General features: G+C 43.5%; 18 protein-coding genes. 5 read left to right on the top strand and 13 right to left on the bottom strand.

Features of this window, described 5'->3' with window-relative positions; genetic code table 11:
- The 3 genes from MTR11_RS07020 to purT all read left to right on the top strand — a co-directional run bounded on the left by MTR11_RS07020 (nt 1) and on the right by purT (nt 3,330).
- Nucleotides 1-678 (top strand): LrgB family protein, encoded by a 678-nt coding sequence (locus MTR11_RS07020; RefSeq protein ID WP_005377888.1) that lies wholly within the window; start codon nt 1-3, stop codon nt 676-678.
- Nucleotides 679-1,121: 443 nt separating this feature from the next.
- Nucleotides 1,122-2,009: a cytidine deaminase gene (cdd, locus tag MTR11_RS07015; RefSeq protein WP_109168440.1), complete on the top strand. Its 888-nt coding sequence runs from the start codon at nt 1,122-1,124 to the stop codon at nt 2,007-2,009.
- A 145-nt stretch (nt 2,010-2,154) separates the two neighbouring features.
- Nucleotides 2,155-3,330, top strand: a complete 1,176-nt coding sequence (gene purT, locus MTR11_RS07010) for a formate-dependent phosphoribosylglycinamide formyltransferase (RefSeq protein WP_243327197.1) — start codon at nt 2,155-2,157, stop codon at nt 3,328-3,330.
- A 72-nt stretch (nt 3,331-3,402) separates the two neighbouring features.
- Here the strand turns inward: purT and MTR11_RS07005 are convergent, their stop codons facing one another.
- On the bottom strand, nt 3,403-4,053 hold the full coding sequence (locus tag MTR11_RS07005; RefSeq protein ID WP_243327196.1) for a thiopurine S-methyltransferase: 651 nt from the start codon (nt 4,051-4,053) through the stop codon (nt 3,403-3,405).
- Between the two features lie 316 nt (nt 4,054-4,369).
- Between MTR11_RS07005 and MTR11_RS07000 the strand changes: the two genes are divergently transcribed.
- Complete coding sequence (locus MTR11_RS07000) at nt 4,370-5,149, top strand: RelA/SpoT domain-containing protein (protein ID WP_006741655.1); 780 nt, start codon at nt 4,370-4,372, stop codon at nt 5,147-5,149.
- 123 nt (nt 5,150-5,272) lie between these two features.
- Here MTR11_RS07000 and ihfA read toward each other — a convergent pair whose 3' ends face one another.
- Nucleotides 5,273-5,569 (bottom strand): integration host factor subunit alpha, encoded by a 297-nt coding sequence (gene ihfA / locus MTR11_RS06995; protein ID WP_005377899.1) that lies wholly within the window; start codon nt 5,567-5,569, stop codon nt 5,273-5,275.
- Nucleotides 5,570-6,102: 533 nt separating this feature from the next.
- On the opposite strand from ihfA, the gene MTR11_RS06990 reads away from it, so the two are divergent.
- On the top strand, nt 6,103-6,984 hold the full coding sequence (locus tag MTR11_RS06990) for an AEC family transporter (RefSeq protein ID WP_074191174.1): 882 nt from the start codon (nt 6,103-6,105) through the stop codon (nt 6,982-6,984).
- A gap of 217 nt (nt 6,985-7,201) precedes the next feature.
- Here the strand turns inward: MTR11_RS06990 and pheT are convergent, their stop codons facing one another.
- The 11 genes from pheT to infC form a co-directional block, all read right to left on the bottom strand.
- Entirely contained in the window at nt 7,202-9,607 is a 2,406-nt protein-coding gene (gene pheT / locus MTR11_RS06985; RefSeq protein ID WP_243327195.1) for a phenylalanine--tRNA ligase subunit beta, read from the bottom strand.
- Between the two features lie 18 nt (nt 9,608-9,625).
- Nucleotides 9,626-10,609: a phenylalanine--tRNA ligase subunit alpha gene (pheS, locus tag MTR11_RS06980; protein ID WP_005385470.1), complete on the bottom strand. Its 984-nt coding sequence runs from the start codon at nt 10,607-10,609 to the stop codon at nt 9,626-9,628.
- Between the two features lie 191 nt (nt 10,610-10,800).
- Nucleotides 10,801-11,976: a hypothetical protein gene (locus MTR11_RS06975; RefSeq protein WP_085343168.1), complete on the bottom strand. Its 1,176-nt coding sequence runs from the start codon at nt 11,974-11,976 to the stop codon at nt 10,801-10,803.
- Between the two features lie 10 nt (nt 11,977-11,986).
- Entirely contained in the window at nt 11,987-12,778 is a 792-nt protein-coding gene (locus MTR11_RS06970; protein WP_048626274.1) for an outer membrane lipoprotein-sorting protein, read from the bottom strand.
- 18 nt (nt 12,779-12,796) lie between these two features.
- Complete coding sequence (locus MTR11_RS06965; RefSeq protein WP_074191170.1) at nt 12,797-15,175, bottom strand: efflux RND transporter permease subunit; 2,379 nt, start codon at nt 15,173-15,175, stop codon at nt 12,797-12,799.
- 246 nt (nt 15,176-15,421) lie between these two features.
- Nucleotides 15,422-16,210 (bottom strand): TetR/AcrR family transcriptional regulator, encoded by a 789-nt coding sequence (locus tag MTR11_RS06960; protein ID WP_005395898.1) that lies wholly within the window; start codon nt 16,208-16,210, stop codon nt 15,422-15,424.
- A 488-nt stretch (nt 16,211-16,698) separates the two neighbouring features.
- Nucleotides 16,699-17,508 carry a helix-turn-helix domain-containing protein gene (locus tag MTR11_RS06955; RefSeq protein ID WP_046874836.1) on the bottom strand — a complete coding sequence of 270 codons (810 nt, stop codon included), beginning with the start codon at nt 17,506-17,508 and terminating at the stop codon, nt 16,699-16,701.
- Nucleotides 17,509-17,862: 354 nt separating this feature from the next.
- Nucleotides 17,863-18,180: a heavy metal-binding domain-containing protein gene (locus tag MTR11_RS06950; RefSeq protein WP_005377919.1), complete on the bottom strand. Its 318-nt coding sequence runs from the start codon at nt 18,178-18,180 to the stop codon at nt 17,863-17,865.
- Between the two features lie 189 nt (nt 18,181-18,369).
- Nucleotides 18,370-18,723 carry a 50S ribosomal protein L20 gene (gene rplT / locus MTR11_RS06945; RefSeq protein ID WP_004727974.1) on the bottom strand — a complete coding sequence of 118 codons (354 nt, stop codon included), beginning with the start codon at nt 18,721-18,723 and terminating at the stop codon, nt 18,370-18,372.
- A gap of 40 nt (nt 18,724-18,763) precedes the next feature.
- The gene (rpmI, locus tag MTR11_RS06940) at nt 18,764-18,958 is read right to left on the bottom strand and encodes a 50S ribosomal protein L35 (protein ID WP_005377932.1); all 195 of its coding nucleotides are present in this window, start codon (nt 18,956-18,958) and stop codon (nt 18,764-18,766) included.
- Between the two features lie 121 nt (nt 18,959-19,079).
- The gene (infC, locus tag MTR11_RS06935; protein WP_074191168.1) at nt 19,080-19,631 is read right to left on the bottom strand and encodes a translation initiation factor IF-3; all 552 of its coding nucleotides are present in this window, start codon (nt 19,629-19,631) and stop codon (nt 19,080-19,082) included.

The raw sequence follows: 19,631 nt of genomic DNA, 5'->3' as shown, positions 1-19,631 counted from the left end.
ATGTGGTTAGTTGTTACCATTGCGGTTTTTCTTGTCGCGCGCCAAATCGCAATCAAAGTGAATAATCCTCTAGCAAATCCTTTGCTAATCAGTATTGCAGTGCTCATTCCTTTGCTTACTTACTTAAATGTACCGTTTGAAACGTATTATGCGGATAACGAAGGGATCAGTTTTTTACTTCAACCAGCCGTAGTTGCTCTGGCTTACCCGTTATATGAACAACTACCACAGATTAAAGCAAACTGGCGAATCATCACTTTTGCTTGCACAGTAGGCAGTGTGATGTCGATGATGACAACCACCTTGATCGCAGTCGCTTTCAAAGCGGATATCAGTTTAATCGCAAGTCTAGTGGGTAAATCCGTCACTACGCCAATAGCAATGGAAATTTCGAGTCACCTCGGTGGTGAAGCTGCCGTTGCGGCGATCTTGGTTCTGATTGTTGGTTTATTGGGCGCGATTTTGGCATACCCAATTTACAACTTAATTGGAATTAAACACCCGATTGCACGTGGCCTAACAATGGGTACCGTGTCTCATGCCTTAGGCACCGCGACATGTGCAGAGAAACAGCCCATTGATGCCGCGTTCTCATCACTCGCATTGGTTTTATGCGGCATCATCACTTCTATTTTGGCTCCAAGCTTTTTTGCTTTGGCTGTCTGGCTATATCAATAGTTAAGCGCTCTCGGTCTGCCCTCCTTCCGGCAGGCCGTGGCCTTCCCGTTTCTTCCTTATCCCTTCCAGAATTCTGTATTACCTCATCTAACAACCCGTTCTAGTAAGATCGTTAAGGCACTCTGACGAGATACACACTAATAACTTCAACATTCAGTGCAATATTACTGACTCAACGTTGCTTAGATATCTAGGAATAACGTTGTGTGGACATGTAGGCATCGTAATTAACATATCCCAGCGTCTTGGTTATATGAATATATACTGATATGGTTAATTGTGAGACGGAGATAACGCTTCACGTCAGTGCAATCGAATACATGTGTGAGCTCACTCTAATTATGTAACAGAATTATCAATTGCATTATTTATCGTGATCTAACGCACGGAACATTTCTATCCTTCACATAGAATAACTGTCCATGCAATAACAAGGATTCAACATGAAAAGTCGCATTGAACAGGCGCTAGCAGGCGCTCCAGAAGCACTTTCCAAACAACTTGCTCCTATCATCCAAGCTGATGATTTTGATGCTACGCTTTCAGTTCAACAGTTTGAGCAGTTGCTTTCAGCTACCGGTCTATCAGATAAAGAGCTTCGTGTTGCTCTACTTCCTTTTGCCGCAGCATATTCCTATGCTCCTCTTTCTGAATTTTATGTCGGTGCTATCGTTCGTGGTCTCTCAGGTCGCCTTTACTTCGGTGCCAACATGGAATTCTTTGGTGTTCAGTTAGGTCAAACGGTTCACGCAGAGCAGTCTGCAATTAGCCACGCTTGGATGAAAGGTGAACGTGGTATTAAAGATATCACCATTAACTTCAGCCCATGTGGTCACTGCCGTCAGTTCATGAACGAGTTATCTACCGCAAACGAGCTTAAAATCCAGCTTCCAGAACGCGAAGAAAAGTCGCTGCATGAATACCTACCTGAAGCCTTTGGACCAAACGATCTCGGTATCGAATCCGGCTTAATGGCAGAAGTAAAGCATCAGTTCTCATGCGATGATGAAGACACTCTAATTCAAAGCGCTGTTGAAGCGATGAACATGAGCCACTCACCATATACCAACAACCTGAGTGGCTTAGCATTAGAAATGGCTAGCGGCCGTATATTCCAAGGTGCTTATGCGGAAAATGCAGCATTTAACCCTAGCTTGCCGCCATTACAAGTTGCGCTGATCCAGGTACTACTTGCGGGTGAAACTTTTGACAATATCAAAGCCGCTGCTCTGGTAGAAAACTCAGAAGGCAAGATCAGTCATTTGGCTGATACGCAATCAACGTTAGAAGCGTTGAATCCAGATATTCCACTTAGTTTTGTCAACGTATAAGCGACAATTTCAGTATAAAAAGCTCTACTGCATGTAGAGCTTTTTTATTGCCTAAAAACCAAAAGCAAACGTTTGCTTTGTCATAAAACTTCAGTATGATCTCCTGCAATTTCTGTCTCACCACTCTATTTTGTAAGGGAACACTATGTTTGGCACTGCAACCAGCGCAAATGCTACCCGTGTATTACTTTTAGGCTCTGGCGAACTCGGTAAAGAAGTCGCAATTGAATGTCAGAGACTTGGTTTAGAAGTGATTGCTTGTGATCGCTATGCTAATGCTCCAGCGATGCAAGTTGCTCACCGTAGTTACGTCATCGATATGTTAGATGAAAGCGCCTTAGAAGAAGTTATTACGAAGGAACAACCTACTTACGTCGTACCTGAAATCGAAGCTATCGCAACCGACAAACTGGTAGAGCTTGAAGAAAAAGGGCTGAATGTTGTTCCAACCGCTAAGGCAACCAAGCTAACAATGAATCGTGAAGGTATCCGACGTTTGGCTGCAGAAGAACTAGAACTGACGACATCACCTTATCGTTTTGCAGATACTTTTGAAGACTTCAAAGCCGCGGTTGAGCATGTAGGCATACCGTGCGTAGTAAAGCCAGTTATGAGCTCTTCAGGTAAAGGGCAAAGTGTCATCAAGACCGAAGACGACGTTGCAAAGGCATGGGATTACGCACAGGAAGGCGGACGTACGGGTGCAGGTCGCGTGATCGTGGAGGGTTTTATCGACTTCGATTACGAAATCACTTTATTGACTGTAAGAGCCGTTGACGGTGTTCACTTCTGTGCTCCAATTGGCCATCGTCAGGAAGATGGCGACTACCGCGAATCATGGCAACCGCAAGCCATGTCAGAAAACGCAGTAAAAGCAGCAGAATACACGGCAGAGAAAGTAGTCAACGCACTCGGTGGCTACGGCATCTTTGGTGTAGAGTTATTTGTTAAAGGCGATAAGGTCATTTTCAATGAGGTCTCTCCTCGCCCTCACGATACAGGCATGGTCACAATGATTTCGCAGGAAATGTCTGAGTTTGCTCTCCACGTACGTGCATTTACCGGAATGCCGATTAATAATATCGTACAATATGGTCCATCTGCGTCGGCCGTTATTCTTGGGCAAGGGACTTCCACAAACATTCGCTTTGACAACCTAACCAAAGCCTTAGATCAACCTCAAACGCAAGTTCGTCTATTCGGCAAGCCAGAAATCGATGGTCGCCGTCGTTTAGGTGTTGTCCTTACGCGACGAAAAACCACCGAAGAAGCCGTTCAAGATGCTGTTGAAAGTGCATCAAAAGTGAATATCACTTATTAAATACGAACCACTTATACAAAAATAGCGCAGCTCAAATTGCTGCGCTATTTCGTTTTCCAAACCGAGGAAAACCTATTCACTCTCGATTAAGTACACTTCTTCAGAGAAGCGACTTAAGCCTTTTTTCGCAATTTTAGGATGGTTTTCATCAGCTTCATCTACGTTCAAACAGGTAACTTTGTAACCTGAAAATAACTGCTCAATCTCTTCAACTGGCACGCTAAATGGAGGCCCCGCCATCTCTTCTTGAGGATAGTTGAGTGTAACAAGCAAAATACGACCGCCTGGATTCAAAAGTTGCTTGAGACGCTCTACATACTCCTCTCTCATATCTTGCGGTAAAGCAACCAACGCAGCGCGATCATAAATGATATCGGCTTGAGATACTGGAGCAGTGAAAAAGTCCCCAGTATAAATAGAAAGCTCATCAAATTGATAAAGCTCGTGCATACCATTAACAGGCGTCACGGTTGGCGTATAAAAATGTTCAGCAAAAAAGGCACGAACAGCGATATGGCTCAGCTCAACACCTTCAACTGAATCATGCTTCACCGCTAACCAAATCAAGTCTTCTGACTTTCCACACAAAGGCACTAACACTTTGTCTTCACGCTTTGGGTTTGTGTGTTGCCAATATGCAGGTAATAGCGGGTTTACATCTTCCAAGTGAAATCCGATTTGATTACTGGCCCATTTATTATGCCAAAACTCTTGGTCTCTCATTTTACTTTCTACTTGTCGGCTGATTTTGATTTTGAGAAGTAAGACTAACGATTTTTTTCAATTTGTCTATGCCGTTCATCTTTGGTTAATACAGCGGTGGTAGGATGTAAACGTTCTTATAGGAACCACGCCTTTATCTGATAAACAGAATAAAGAAAAGAGAAATGGTGATCTAACGCACGACTCCACTTCAAGACAAAACTGAAACCTTGGAATCTTTCGTAATGACCCCATTAATAAGTTAGTACCTGATTTGCCGAACTTAGCGACCTTTATGTTCCCTATTTTCTAAGTACAAGCAAGTTAAGGAGAGTGAATGAGCTTATTTCTTCGTACTACAGCATTGATGCTTTTGGTACTTAGCCGTGCACCGGCATTTGCCGCACTTCCAATTACCCCAGCGCCGAGTGGCGATCAAAATCGTTCAACAAGTCAAAACGAAGTTTGTTCGAAACTCTTTAAACATAGCCTTAGCGGCTTGTATGGTATTCAGTCAATCGACGCAACTCCAACTCAGCCATACACTGACTTCGACATTCTTTACAGCAAAGCTCACCAAGCACAATTTGAGCTTGAAACTATCTGTAAAAGTACCGCACTTCTTAATGATGCTCAGCCATACTTCGCAGGCGTAAAGTCCAAACAACGAGCAGAAGAAAAGATAGCTTTGGAGTTAGATGGAAAAGTCGAACGCATTACTGACCTAGCCCGTGCCACAATTGTTGCTGAAGACGTCGCGAGCTTAGTCTCCATTTATGAAACCTTAGAGCGTGAAACAACAATTGTTAAAGTAAAAAATCGCTTCAAAAAACCTGGTCCTTCAGGCTATAGAGACTTGAACTTACTCGTTCGTTTACCAAAGACAAATCTGGTTGCCGAAGTTCAACTGCACTTAAAAGCCATCGCAGATGTGAAAAGCGGTCCTGAACACGACCTATACGAAAAAATCCAGAAACTAGAACGCCAAGCGATGATGGAGAAACGCGAACTAAGCGAACTAGAACTCGCTTCTATTCGCAACATGCGTGCACAGTCTAAAAACTTGTACCAACAAGCATGGCAACCATACTTAACAACGCACCTAGAAGCAGCGTAACCCATATCATTAAGATATACTCAAAAACAGAAAAACCACCGCATTGCGGTGGTTTTCGTTTATATGCGACACAAGTTTTACGCAAAAAAAAGACCACGCCTTAGCGTGATCCATTTATTCGGCTTACTGTACTTTCTTCAGGTTTTCTACACGAGCTTTTAACTTCTGACCCGGGCGAAAAGTCACTACACGTCGAGCAGTAATTGGAATATCTTCACCGGTTTTCGGGTTACGACCAGGTCGTTCATTCTTGTCACGAAGATCAAAGTTACCAAAACCTGACAGTTTTACCTGTTCGCCACTTTCCAGTGCCTTACGAATCTCTTCAAAGAACACTTCCACCGTTTCCTTGGCGTCCCGCTTACTAAATCCTAATTTATCAAACAGGTTTTCTGCCAGTTCGGCTTTTGTGAGCGCCATAAAACTTTCCTCAAAGCTATGTTAAACAATGCTACGTTAGTGTAGCGCCAGAGCAGTTTTACCCTACCAATTCAACAACATATCGGGGTTACATCAGGAAGTGTATGACAAGCTTATGATTTTCGCCAACTTTTTTCTTGGCGAACAAAAGGAATAGCACTATGTAAATTATTGTTAAACGCCAACATTTTGATATTTTTGTTTTTGTTTTCTCTTTAATAGGAAAAACATCCAGCTGATAAAACTAAAAGTAGTTTAAATATCAACATTAATCACTATTTAATAAAAATATCAGAGATTGGTTATTTAACAGACACTTGACATAGAACTTGTCGTAAATTCAGTGATTTGTATGTAACTCGATACGTAACAATTGAACTAAATGGTATGACCACCTGGCTTTGCAACTGTGCTTAGAAAGCTTGATTAAACCCACGCTTCTCACTGTTCAGCGATGACGCAATATATAAAGGTTGATAATGTGGTTCTTCGTGTATCTCCACATTAGCTCCTTACACTTCATCTAGGCGACCATGATTAATCAAATCATAAATATTCTTTTCCCTGTTTTTGCTCTTGTCGGCGTCGGCTATTTGGTAGGTCGTTACATCAAGCCTGACTTTCGTCCAATCAACCGCATTAACATTGAGGTTTTCACACCTGCGCTGGTGTTTTCTTCGCTCGTTAACATGCCGTTAGACTCGAATCAGGGACCACTCCTTTTTGCAGCAATTGTCGCGGTTTTGGTTCCCGCACTACTCATGATCCCAGTATGTCGATTGACGTCACTGTCGTTTAAAACCTGGGCACCACCACATATGTTTCGCAATAGCGGAAACCTTGCTATTCCTTTGTTTACCTATACGTTTGGAGAAATTGCGCTATCCTCAGCAGTACTGCTATTTGTCGTGTCAGCATGCTTGCACATTAGTTTAGGTGTAATGCTACTTAGTAATGGCAACCCTTTTAAGCAAATAGTCAAGATGCCAATCTTTTTAGCTGCGTCGTTGGCTCTGTTTCTCAACGTGTCAAATGTGGGTGTATGGGCACCTTTATACGAAGCGACTGCTCTACTTGGCCAAGCGGCAGTACCCGTGATGCTTTTATCCCTGGGGGCGCAAATGTGTCATTTAAGAGTGGACGGTTTAAAGGTTGGTGTATTGTGTACCGTGCAGTCGCTTGCAACTGGGGCGGTTGCATTTGCACTTATTTATTGGTTAATTCCCCTTCCAACGATGCAATTGCAAATGATGGTACTCTTCACAATGCTGCCACCAGCCGTCATGAATTACCTATTTGCGGAAAGGCTGAATATAGAGCCCATGAAAGTGGCGTCAATGGTACTATTTGGCAACTTTTTCAGTATTCTTACGCTCCCACTTCTGCTTAGCTATACCCTCTCACTCGCCGCCTAGCCGCCAATAAGCTAGCGTTAGCGTCTGTTGGCTGAAAAACGATATATGCCAAGTCTCGATTAAGCGTTACCTCGAGTTTGGTCCAGATTTTTGAGGTTGTTGGAGGTGACGTAAACGGCCTAGTACGTGAATCACAATAAGATAATGCTCAACATAAAAAAACCCTGCCGATTTGACAGGGTTTTTAGTTTCTTAAGAGAGGTAGTTCGTCTAACGCTTAGTCACGTAGAGACGCACCAAACTTCTCAGAAACGTGAGCAACGATAGCGTCAACCGCACCAGCTATATCTGCATCTTCAAGCGTACGCTCAACTGACTGTAGAGTCAGAGCGATTGCTAGGCTCTTCTTACCTTCTTCAACGCCTTTACCTACGTAAACGTCGAACAGCTTCACATCTTTAAGGAACTCGCCACCTTGCTCTAAACAAGCATTAACGATGTCACCAGATGCTACCGCTGCGTCCACAACTACAGCGATATCACGACGGTTTGATGGGAATTTAGAAAGCTGAACCGCTTCTGGGATCACTTTACTGTTGATTGCAGACCATTCGATTTCGAATACGATAGTACGACCGTTTAGACCGAACTTACGCTCAAGCTCAGGGTGAACGGTACCGATCACGCCCACTTCTTTGCCATCTACGATGATTGCCGCAGATTGACCTGGGTGAAGTGCTGGGTTAGCTTTTTTGCTTTCAGGTGACAGTGCAGCGAAAGAGTACGCTTTTTCGTTCGCAGATAGCTCTAGAATCGCTTCTAGATCGCCCTTAAGGTCGAAGAAATCAACGGTGTTAGTTTCGATATCCCAGTGCTCTTCACCACGAGTACCAGCAATAACACCTGCAAGCATAGGCTCTTGGCGCATGCCGTTTTCTGCAGATTCACATGGGATGAAACGTAGGCCGTATTCGAATAGACGAACGCGTGGCTGTTGACGTTTCTGGTTGTGAACAACCGTGTTCAGCAGCCCTTGGATAAGACCAAGACGCATTGCTGACATGTCTGCAGAAATTGGGTTTGGAAGCACTAGAGGCTCAACACCAGGTACAACTAGCTTTTGTTGTTCAGGCTCAACGAAGCTGTATGTAATTGCTTCGTGGTAACCACGGTCAACAAGAAGATCACGAACGCGTTTCAGTGGAAGATCCGCTTCAACGTGGTTGTGCATCTTAAGTGCTGCAGCTGGGTGTTGGTTAGGAATGTTGTCGTAACCGTAGATACGGCCAACTTCTTCAATCAGGTCTTGCTCGATAGCGATATCGAAACGCCATGTTGGCGCTACTGCCACCCAACCTTCTTCTGAAGCTTCAACAGTCAAACCTAGGCGCTCTAGGATTTCTACTACGTCAGCATCAGCGATGTGGTGACCTAGTAGGTTGTCTAGCTTCGTACGACGTAGAGCAACTTTGTTTGGCTTAGGTAGGTCTGCTTCAGACTCTACTGCAACAACAGGTGCTACTTCACCGCCACAAATTTCAACAAGAAGCTGAGTTGCACGCTCCATTGCGCTCACTTGCAGTGCGTAATCCACACCACGCTCGAAACGCATTGAAGAATCAGTGTGAAGACCGTAGCTACGAGCGCGACCACGGATGTGGTCAGGTGCAAAGAATGCACACTCTAGTAGAACGTCTTTAGTCTCAGTTGTTACACCAGACTCTTCACCACCAAAGATACCTGCGATTGCAAGTGCTTTGTTGTGGTCAGCAACAACTAATGTATCTGCGTTTAGTTCTGCTTCGCTGCCGTCAAGAAGTATTAGCTTCTCACCTTGCTCAGCCATACGAACTACGATGCCACCTTCGATCTTCGCTAGATCGAATGCGTGCATTGGTTGACCTTGCTCTAGAAGCACGTAGTTAGTGATGTCTACAACAGGGTCGATAGAGCGAATACCACAACGACGCAGTTTCTCTTGCATCCATAGTGGCGTTTCAGCTTGAACGTTTACGTTCTTAACAACACGACCTAGGTAACGAGGACACGCAGCAGGAGCTTTCACTTCAATAGACACTTTATCGTCGATTGAAGGGGCAACTGCTTCTACTGATGGCTCAGTCACGTCAGCACGGTTTAGTACGCCAACTTCACGAGCTAGACCACGAATGCTGAAACAGTCAGCGCGGTTTGCTGTTAGATCTACGTCTACCGTTACGTCATCTAGACCTAGGAATTCACGGAAATCAGTACCGATTACTGCGTCTTCTGCTAGTTCCATGATGCCGTCTGACTCAACATCAATGCCTAGTTCAGTGAACGAACAAAGCATGCCGTGAGATGGCTGGCCACGTAGTTTCGCTTTTTTGATTTTGAAATCGCCTGGAAGAACAGCACCAACTGTTGCTACCGCTACTTTCAGACCTTGGCGACAGTTAGGTGCGCCACAAACGATGTCTAGAAGCTCTTCTTCGCCTACATCTACTTTAGTAACGCGAAGTTTGTCTGCGTCTGGGTGTTGACCACATTCAACAACGTGACCCACTTTAACGCCAGTGAAAGAGCCCGCTACAGGAAGAACGTCGTCTACCTCTAGGCCGGCCATTGTAATTTGATGAGTGAGTTCGTCAGTAGTAACCGCTGGGTTTACCCACTCACGAAGCCATGATTCGCTGAATTTCATGTTGATGAACCCTCTGGATTACTTGAACTGTTTTAGGAAACGAAGATCGTTTTCGAAGAACGCACGTAGATCGTTCACGCCGTAACGAAGCATCGTTAGACGCTCAACACCCATACCGAATGCGAAACCAGAGTATTTTTCAGGATCGATGCCTACGCTACGTAGTACGTTCGGGTGAACCATACCGCAGCCTAGTACTTCTAACCATTTACCGTTTTTGCCTTTCACGTCTACTTCAGCTGAAGGTTCTGTGAATGGGAAGTAAGATGGACGGAAACGTACTTCTACTTCTTCTTCGAAGAAGTTACATAGGAAATCGTGCAGGATGCCTTTCAACTGTGCAAAATTTACGTTCTCATCAACCAGCATGCCTTCCACCTGGTGGAACATTGGCGTGTGTGTTTGGTCGTAGTCGTTACGGTATACACGGCCTGGTGCGATGAAACGGAATGGTGGTTTGCCATTTTCCATCGTACGGATCTGTACGCCTGACGTGTGAGTACGAAGCATTAAATCTGGGTTGAAGAAGAAAGTATCGTGATCAGTACGAGCAGGGTGGTCAGCGGCAATATTTAGCGCATCAAAGTTGTGGAATGCATCTTCGATCTCTGGGCCAGCTTCGGTGTTAAAACCAAGTTCGCCAAAGAACTTCTCAATACGCTCTACAGTACGAGTTACTGGGTGTAAACCACCGTTCTCAATACGACGACCTGGTAATGTCACGTCAATTGTTTCAGCGGCTAGTTTCGCTTCAAGCTCTGCACGTTGTAGTGCGTCTTTACGAGCTGCGATAGCTTGCTGAACGACGCCTTTCGCTTTGTTGATCTCTTGACCAGCTTCACGGCGTTCTTCTGGTGGTAGTTTGCCTAGGCTTTGAAGTTGAGCAGTTAGCTCACCTTTTTTACCCAGATACTGAACACGCACTTCATCAAGTGCGACTAGCGATTCGGCAGCTTCAATTGCAGTGCTCGCGCTAGCAATGATCTCTTCTAGATGTTGCATCGTTTCCTCATCTACCTGTTGGTAGTGTCCATAAGGGAGTGATTGGTTTTTTGATAGCTGTACATAGTAGCCAAACCGGGCACCAATGCCAAATTGAATTACGAAAAGAAGAGGTTATTGAATAAAAAGAGCACAAAAACGTCAAAAATGTCATCTTTCATTAATCTGACGTTAAGTTGTGCCCTTTTGTTTTAGAAATAGTATTGAATAGATAGCTCGATAAAATCGTCATCTCGGGCGAAATAGAGCAAATCGTTTGGCGTTTCATTTTGGAACAACCAAGCATCAATTTGCCACTTAAAGTTATTCGATATTCGGCTCGAGGCTTCTAACTTGGCATTGTAAACATCGGCGTTATCTAAATCCTTTGTGATTCCCGTCAATACTTCCGTTCCGTCCTCGTCGTTGAGCGCCCAACGAATGCCTGCAAACACATCATTTTGACCGATAGTTTGTGCATTATTCCCACGACTGTCATAGAGGTATTCACCAATCACACCCACATCCCAAACCGTGTCAAATGCGCCAACGAAGGTGTACTCAAATCCCGTCACAAGGCCAACATGATTATCAGCACTATCTCGATAAACACTTTCGAGTTTCCATAACCAATCGCCAACGATTCCTTGTACATCGAGACCGACATGACTCATCAGAGCGTAGTAAGGCTTTAATTCCCCGTACTCAAAACGAAAGTAAGGATCCCGGTTTGTTCCATATAAATAGCTCAGGCCTACGTCCCAATCGCCAAGCATTTTCGAATATCGAAAAGCCACATCTACCTGCTTTTCTTCTCTGCTTGATTCATAGATAGCATCATCTGAGACAACAGGTTCGGTTCGTAAACGACCGTCAGTACCCGCAAACGTTCGTTCCCTAAAGTAAGGTAATAACATTGCATGGACGGTGCCCCAGTCTTTGAATGAGGTGAAATGCAACATTGGCTGACCGAGTTTATCTTCACCATCGACGGCTTCAATGGCGTCTGTCTGGTTTACTACATCAACCAAATGGGCGGATTCCGTCACTCCCCAAAAGACCTTACTAATCCCAACTCGAAGCTCATAATCATCCCAATAAGTCAGATAAAGCGCCTCTCTTATGTCTCCGTGACTTCGCTCATCGTCTAGACTATCCAAACGATAGAAAGGTGTGAGGGTAAAGCTCGCATCACCATTTTGCATCTCCCAGTAAAATTCTGGCTGCAAAACCAATGACGTTTGCGCTTTGCTCTGACCCTGAGAGCCAGAATCAAAAAACTGACGATGCTCAATATTGACTTGTCCTGCAAGCTCAACGGCGGCAAGAGGCATCGAGTAAAGAGAGGTTGCTGCGCTAAGCAACAACCCAACATTTGATCGGTTCATTTCTCCTCCACTACCTCACTCGTTTTAACACATTCTTATGAAAATCATTGTCTTCGAGCCCAGTGTTAAAGCGCATTTCACTTGTTGTTAGCTCAGTGCTTTTTCCTGTTTGATGATTTGTCATCGCCATAGTGTGCGCTCGCCAATATTGGTTGAGGTACTGCTTGTAATCGGAAAAAGAAAGCGTTTTTAACAACGACCCTTTGCGATCGTAAAACTCAACTTTCAGTGGGCGGTAATGCGCTTTATCTAACCACACCGTTTGCTTGGTATAACCTGAGTTCTTATCGGTCGGAATTTGCTCTACGACGAAAACATCTTGCCCGTTTATGCTGTCATCTTTTAGGTAGTTGAAACGGTATTTTTCAATCTCAAAGGAACTGAGATCCTCATACGCAAATTCACTGCCCATGAAAGGGCCTGATTTGTTACGCGAGGAAATACGTTTCACACGCTTCAGTGCTGGAAGGTAAAGCCACTGGTCATCGGCACCCACTGTATGAGAGTGGTTGAGAAACGCGGTGCCTTTCACATCTCTTGGTTCATCAAATATTGTGAGTCCTTTGTCACCATCGTCCTCAACTTCGAGTGATTGGAGGCGCATTAAACGTGTGCTGCTTTCTCCTTGTGCGTTCCGCAGAATCATTTTCATGGTAGCAACAGAATCCCCCCACCCTTCATCACGGGCTTTGCGCTCTTGAGCAATTTCTAATCCTTTCGCTTCATCCGCTAACACCGCATGACTCATAAAAAGCGAGACAGAAAGTGCAGATACTTTTAAGGCATTTTTTAGTAAATTCATGTTCAATCCTTTGATTCGTTATGACTGAGTAACAGCCGTGGTTTGAGAGTCAGTTGATTTAAGCTTGTTTCGGCGGCCCACCTCGTCGTAGACGCCTTTGTCAAACAACATCAGTAGAGTCGGTAGAAAGATGAAATCCACAACAAGAGCAATGAAGATAACAATGGCACTCAACTGTCCCATATCGGCATTTAAGCGGAAGCTCGACATCGCCAGAACGGAGAAACCAGCAACAAGCACGACAGTCGTAATCCAAAGCGCGCGCCCCACGGTGCGAAAAGCGTAACGAACCGCTTGTTCCGCGCTATGGCCATCTTTACGAGCGTGTTGGTATTTAGAGAGAAAATGAACGGCATCATCAACCACAACGCCAAGCGTCAACGTCACAACAACAGACAACCCCAAATTAATTTCACCAGAAACCAACGCCCAAATACCAAAACCAATAAGCGCAGGGGCGATATTCGGGACCAGGCTGATTAAACCGAGCTTGAACGAGCGTAAGGCAAAGATCAGTAATGCCGAAATTAAGACCAAAGTGATAGGCAAGGTTGACAGCATGCTAGCCATATTCGTTTCGCCAATATGCGCAAACATCAGTGATGGACTAGAAGCAACAACATCATACTGAGGCGCGTTTTCGTTAAACCATTGGTAAATACGATTTTCCAAATCAACAAGCTCGACGCTGCCCAAGTTCTCCACGGTGAGAACCATCTTGATTGACGACTTATCAACATTGATTTGGTTGTTCAAATCTAAACCATACGGTAGTGACATTTCATAAAGCAGCAGATATTGAGCCGCTAATTCTCTGTCTTGAGGGAGCGAGTAATAAGCCTGATCATCTCCATGCATGTTCTTGTTTAGACGCTTATAAACATCGCTCAAGGTCGCAACATGGTCCGTTTCTGGCTGCAACCTTAGCCAGTCAGTAAATTTACCCACGGTATTGAGAAAATTAGGATCCGCAATACCCTGCGATTCGTTAGTTTTTATCGCGATACTGATGTTCGCCATGCCACTGATTCGCTCTTCCATAAAATCAGCCGCTCGACGAAATTCATTGCTATGACCAAAGTACTCGACGGATTCATCGTTGACTTTGTTCAGCGGAATCAAACTCGCACTCGCGACAATAACAAGCACCGACAACGGCAATAACGCATGTCGCTTTGACACCACGAAATCCCCTAAGTGATCCATAAAGTGCTTTCTTTCATCAGCAGTGTCTGACTTCACCCTAACAGGAAGGATATGAAGTAACGCCGGAAGTAATGTGATGGAAAGGAAACAAGCAATCATGACGCCAAGGGCTGATAGGTTGCCGAAATCTCTCAGGATTGGAGAATCCGACATATTCATCATTAAAAAGCCGATCGCGGTGGTAATGGAGGTAATCAGGATGGGCATGAAATTGAGCGCAATACTTCGTTCAATAGAATGGGCTTTACTAAAGCCGTTTTGCATAGACTGACGCATCGTCGCTATAATGTGTACACAGTCGGCGACGGCAAGCGTCATCACCAAGGTAGGCACATTAACTGTCGCCGTGCTTAAGAACATACCAGCCCATCCTGATAATCCCATTGTCACCATAACTGAGCCGATAATAACGATGAGTGTCGCGATGACGCTAAGCAATGAGCGCAACATGAGAGTCAGGAAAACCAATATCACTAGTAGCATGGTCGGCACTAGCGTCGCGCTGTCATCTTGAGCTGCGGTCATAAACGCGTAGTTCATTGCAATAATACCGGCTTTGTGGAACTCAGTATCCGGGTACACTTGCTGATAACGCTCAATCATTCCGTTTATGTAGGCAACCACTTCTTGTACTTCAGCGGTTTTATCGACCTCAGGGAGTTGGACCGTAATATTCACGACCGTGACATCCCCTTTTTCGGAAATCAGTGAACTTTTCAAAACCGGCTCACTCAACGCAATGCTTTTGACTTTCTCGATTCGCTGAGGCGTCAATTCATATTCGCTATACAGTAAATCTTCGACAAGAAGATCATCTTCAAACGCTTCGGTATGCTGGTAGTTGGCAAGGGAATCAACACGGGTGGAGTATGGGACTTGCCACGCCTCGTCAGTGATCTGCTGAATAAGAGATAAGGTGTTAGGAGTAAAAACAGTGCCACTTTTTGGCGCTATGACCAAAGCAAGACTGTCAGATTTTGCAAACGTAGTCTGAATTTCATCAAACGCAAGTAACTGCTCATTTGTTCCATCAAAAAAGATGTCGTAATCCCCTCTAAAGTAAAGATTTTTTCCTCCAATAGTTGCTATAACAATCAATAAAACGGTAGCAAGCACAACCAACACACTGTAATTCGTTGGTAGCTTGACCCAGCTCATTCGGGCTTGTTGTTGAACGTTGTGATGTGGCATCACACTCTCCTTTTGTGACGTTTCGTCAAATTTAAAAACTAAAAAAACAGCGAATGCTGTGATAACCAGATAACTTCAACATATAAAAATCAGATCGAATTTATTTGGTTATATAAGTTAGTTTTTGAGTAACTTCCTATACTTCTCGAGATCGGTAACTTGAGTACCAATTTCTAATTTTTTGACGATTCGTCACAATGTTGTAATAAAAAAGCCAACTAAAATATTAGATGGCCTCTATAACGATTAGCGATTCACAGACTCTAAATAAGCAAGCTCTTCGCTGAACAATTCCTGTTCCACTCGACGCCACGTTTTACGGTAATCCCACTCTGTCGATAAAGGTGACCACCCTAAACCATCAAGTAACATATTCGCGTTATGCAGTACTGAGAATGGATCTTGAATTCGCTGAATACATCGACTGTTCGATGCATTTTGCGCTAGAGCGTTTGAACCGAAGGCAATAGACCAGTTAGCAAATACGATGGCATCAGAACCAATTGCGGGAGAGAACTTAAGGTCTCCACATTCCACCGCATTATTCACCAACGCATCAGCACCATCTATTACTTGTTCTTCTAAGTTGTTCAATTCATTCACACGCTTAGGCGAAGCTTTCTCTAGGACCCAAGGCGTCTTTGCAACAATCGCACAGGTTGATAGTACAGGCTCCATACGAGCGTAAATACGATAACCTACATGCATAGCAATGATTTTTTCTCTGGTATTGCCATTGAACTTAGCGGTACGTTCGAAAAATATTGCTTCGCTTCTCAGCGAGTGAATACAAAGCGCAAGAATTACATCTTCTTTGCTGCAAAAATGATTGTAGATCGTTCCCTTCGAGTAAGGGCTTGCCGCTGTGAGCTTGTCCATCGTTAAGTTGGCAAAGCCTTGCTCTTGAACCAGAGACTTAGCCAATTGAATAAGCTCTATTTCACGATCAGCAATCGCCTGTTGTTTTTTAGTTAGCCCTGAAGACGTACGACATCCGTCTTGCTTGCTATCTTTTTTACAGCGAAAGTTAAACATAATCCTTTGATCCGTATACCAACACACTCCCAATAATTGTAACACGATTCTTGAATACAGGAACGCCACTAAATTTGACGAACCGTCATAAATGACACTTCGTCATAATAGATCAAAAAACAAACATTGCAAGTGTGAATTTATAGCTAACCGAAAAATAAGCTTTAATTATATAACCAAGTAACATCAAGATGCTTGGTTCAGCGAGAATGATTTGATTGTAAGGAAAGGCTAGAGTGGAGTGCGGGGACATAACCCCAAAAATCAAAACCTTAAAAATTGGACAACGAGTGATATTGAAATGATGTTATTCAAAAAAGCCCAAAACACTTAAAGTTTGGATTCAAAACAGCAACTGATAGATGCTCTATTTACAATAGTGTGTTCTGTCTTGGGCTTTTCTTTTACTGCTTCCTTTCAATATTAGAGCTGCAAAGCTCAATAACATGGTGAGAAAAGCGATTCTCTTTAAGTAAAAGACTGAATTTCTAAATCGAGAGGCTTGGTTTATCACCTGCAGATGCAATGGCATAACGAATATCGTCAATAAATCGCCCTTCTGTCTCGATAATTCCATCAGAGAATGTGACTGGTTGATGTGGCCCTGCAAGTAGAACAATATTAGTAAAATCAGAGACGTTGAAGTTCTCTGCCACAACATTTTGGGAATGAAAATCGATAACCGTTTTTGCGACTTGATCTTCCAATTGCAAAAGCTGCTCTTCGGTAATTTTCATGCGTGCCAAAGCCACACGAACGCATTTATCGTGGGTTGTTGTCTGTTCTTTTATGATTTCCGTATATTTATCATTGAGCTTGGAGTTTTCTGCATAGCTGTAATATAACGGCCCGTGCAACGTTATATTTTTATCTTCATCAACGTAAACAAGATCCAATAACTCCAAAGCTTTTAGGTAATCAGACATGCTCTGCTCAGACAAATCATACTTTTTCTTTAAAATGGAATATCCATCTTTGCCTCGCAGCATTCTCAATTCACGATAAAAATCGTAAAGATGGGGAAATTGAAAAAAGACTTCATCTTGCGTACGGCTAAAGTAATCCTCGTCTTCGCCTTGTAATTGATTCGCAAGCTTTTGTAGTTCATCTAACGTGCAATCAACAGCTCTACAATATTCAAGCAGTTTATCCAAAGCGAGATTTGTGCTTGTTAAGTGTCTCTTAAAAGTGGACAGCGGCATGCCCATTTTCTCAGATAGCTCTCGATATGTTAGCCCTTTTGTTTTAATCGCTTGGCGTAATGCGGCTAGCAAGTATTCGGGAGTCAGATCTCTCATCTACAATTCCTTTTGGCAATGTTACAGCTGTATAGTATTTGTAACAATTTAGAACCGCTTGGCAAGGTATAAGTTCATATTTTTATAAGAAAAACATGAATTAATATATCGAAATCAAAATTCACACGATAAATGGAAAATTCAATATGAATTCAATTTCATTATGAATATAAAATAACACACAAAACAAAAGTGAAGCAATTACTCTAAATTATTAGGATTAATTTTAATAGTAACGTAAAGTTAAGAATATAAGCCTATTCGCTCTGCGAAAATCTAGAATAATTAACCTAAAAAGAAAAAACGACAAATGAATAAAAATTCACCATCCCTAGCAACGCTTTTCCTCGTATATTAGTCCGCAAGTTTCACCGCAGTACCAAATGCCAAAATTTCCGAAGAACCATCTACGATTGAGCTCGTGGTAAATCGAATCCCTACAATCGCATCTGCACCTTTAGATTCAGCGTCTGCTACCATGCGCTGTATAGCTATATCACGCGCGTCGGTCATCATTTCCGTGTAACCGCGAATTTCGCCGCCAACAATGCTTTTGATACCCGCCATGAGGTCACGGCCAATATGCTTTGATTGAACAACATTACCAGTTACAACCCCTCTGATTTCAGAGATCTGCTTGCCTGGAATGCTTTCGGTCGTTGTGTAGATCATTTTTAATCCCTTATAAACGTAAAAATTTATACCCAAGCTACCTTATAACTAACATAAGATGCTAACCAATAAGTTGAGAAGACTGATAAACAATACTCTAAATAGCCAAGCTAAAAGTCATTTGGGTATATATTTTAGCAATAAAAAAGGAGAGCTAATGCTCTCCTTCTCTTAATCCTAAACTGCTAATTAAAGAGCAGCTTTCGCTTTTTCAACTAGAACTGCAAATGCAGCTTTGTCGAATACTGCGATGTCCGCAAGGATCTTACGGTCGATCTCGATAGATGCTTTCTTAAGACCGTTGATGAAACGGCTGTAAGATAGACCATTTTGACGAGATGCCGCATTGATACGTGCAATCCATAGTTGACGGAATTGACGTTTCTTAGCGCGACGGTCACGGTAAGCGTATTGACCAGCTTTAGTAACTGCTTGGAAAGCTACGCGGTAAACACGTGAACGCGCACCGTAGTAACCTTTAGCTTGTTTTAGAACTTTCTTATGACGTGCACGAGCTTGTACACCACGTTTTACGCGAGGCATTATGCTTCTCCTAAACTAAACGATTGATAACTAAAAAGAATTAAGCGTATGGCAACATACGGATTACTGCAGCCACTTCACATTTTGGAAGGATTGCATTCGGACGTAGTTGACGCTTGTTCTTAGTAGTACGCTTAGTCAGGATGTGACGTTTTGTAGCGTGCTTGTACTTAATACCACCAGCAGTTTTCTTAAAACGCTTAGCAGCACCTTTGTTGGTTTTCATCTTAGGCATGATGAATAACTCCGCATTGAGTAGGTTTAATAAACAACGTAATTAGGGCGAACAAAACCCAGCCGTTATGCCTTTATCGAAAGGAAAGCGGCTAGGTTTTAATTACTTGATGAGCCGTTAATTACTTCTTTTTAGGGGCTAGCACCATGATCATCTGGCGACCTTCAATCTTCTTAGGGAAAGATTCAACCACAGCAAGTTCTGCAGTATCTTCCTTAAGACGATTTAGAACGTCAACACCGATGTCTTGGTGTGCCATCTCTCGGCCACGGAAGCGAATTGTTACCTTCACTTTGTTGCCTTCTTCAAGGAAACGCGTCAGGTTGCGTAGTTTTACCTGATAGTCTCCAATATCAGTTCCAGGACGGAATTTTACTTCCTTGATCTGGACCTGCTTTTGCTTCTTCTTCTGCTCTTTAGCAGTTTTGCTCTTCTCGAAGAGGAACTTACCATAGTCCATCACACGACAAACAGGTGGCTCGGCGTTAGGACTGATCTCAACGAGATCCATACCAGCTTCTTCAGCAGCTGCAATGGCTTCTTGAATCGATACAACACCAACTGATTCACCGTCAGCGCCTGTTAGTCGAACTTCACGAATACCACGAATTTCACCGTTGATACGGTGCGGGTTTTGTTTTACCGGCTGTTGGCCACGTCTTCCGCCTTTAAT

The sequence above is a fragment of the Vibrio sp. CCB-PB317 genome (assembly GCF_022808245.1).
Taxonomy (GTDB): Bacteria; Pseudomonadota; Gammaproteobacteria; order Enterobacterales; family Vibrionaceae; genus Vibrio; species Vibrio diabolicus.
The sequence above is the reverse complement of the archived record's forward strand: the minus strand, read 5'-3'. Positions and strand labels throughout refer to the sequence as shown.

Coding starts and splice junctions, on each gene's coding strand:
- MTR11_RS07020 (WP_005377888.1), top strand. CDS start 1: ATGTGGTTAGTTGTTACCATTGCGGTTTTTCTTGTCGCGCGCCAAATC.
- cdd (WP_109168440.1), top strand. CDS start 1,122: ATGAAAAGTCGCATTGAACAGGCGCTAGCAGGCGCTCCAGAAGCACTT.
- purT (WP_243327197.1), top strand. CDS start 2,155: ATGTTTGGCACTGCAACCAGCGCAAATGCTACCCGTGTATTACTTTTA.
- MTR11_RS07005 (WP_243327196.1), bottom strand. CDS start 4,053: ATGAGAGACCAAGAGTTTTGGCATAATAAATGGGCCAGTAATCAAATC.
- MTR11_RS07000 (WP_006741655.1), top strand. CDS start 4,370: ATGAGCTTATTTCTTCGTACTACAGCATTGATGCTTTTGGTACTTAGC.
- ihfA (WP_005377899.1), bottom strand. CDS start 5,569: ATGGCGCTCACAAAAGCCGAACTGGCAGAAAACCTGTTTGATAAATTA.
- MTR11_RS06990 (WP_074191174.1), top strand. CDS start 6,103: ATGATTAATCAAATCATAAATATTCTTTTCCCTGTTTTTGCTCTTGTC.
- pheT (WP_243327195.1), bottom strand. CDS start 9,607: ATGAAATTCAGCGAATCATGGCTTCGTGAGTGGGTAAACCCAGCGGTT.
- pheS (WP_005385470.1), bottom strand. CDS start 10,609: ATGCAACATCTAGAAGAGATCATTGCTAGCGCGAGCACTGCAATTGAA.
- MTR11_RS06975 (WP_085343168.1), bottom strand. CDS start 11,976: ATGAACCGATCAAATGTTGGGTTGTTGCTTAGCGCAGCAACCTCTCTT.
- MTR11_RS06970 (WP_048626274.1), bottom strand. CDS start 12,778: ATGAATTTACTAAAAAATGCCTTAAAAGTATCTGCACTTTCTGTCTCG.
- MTR11_RS06965 (WP_074191170.1), bottom strand. CDS start 15,175: ATGCCACATCACAACGTTCAACAACAAGCCCGAATGAGCTGGGTCAAG.
- MTR11_RS06960 (WP_005395898.1), bottom strand. CDS start 16,210: ATGTTTAACTTTCGCTGTAAAAAAGATAGCAAGCAAGACGGATGTCGT.
- MTR11_RS06955 (WP_046874836.1), bottom strand. CDS start 17,508: ATGAGAGATCTGACTCCCGAATACTTGCTAGCCGCATTACGCCAAGCG.
- MTR11_RS06950 (WP_005377919.1), bottom strand. CDS start 18,180: ATGATCTACACAACGACCGAAAGCATTCCAGGCAAGCAGATCTCTGAA.
- rplT (WP_004727974.1), bottom strand. CDS start 18,723: ATGCCTCGCGTAAAACGTGGTGTACAAGCTCGTGCACGTCATAAGAAA.
- rpmI (WP_005377932.1), bottom strand. CDS start 18,958: ATGCCTAAGATGAAAACCAACAAAGGTGCTGCTAAGCGTTTTAAGAAA.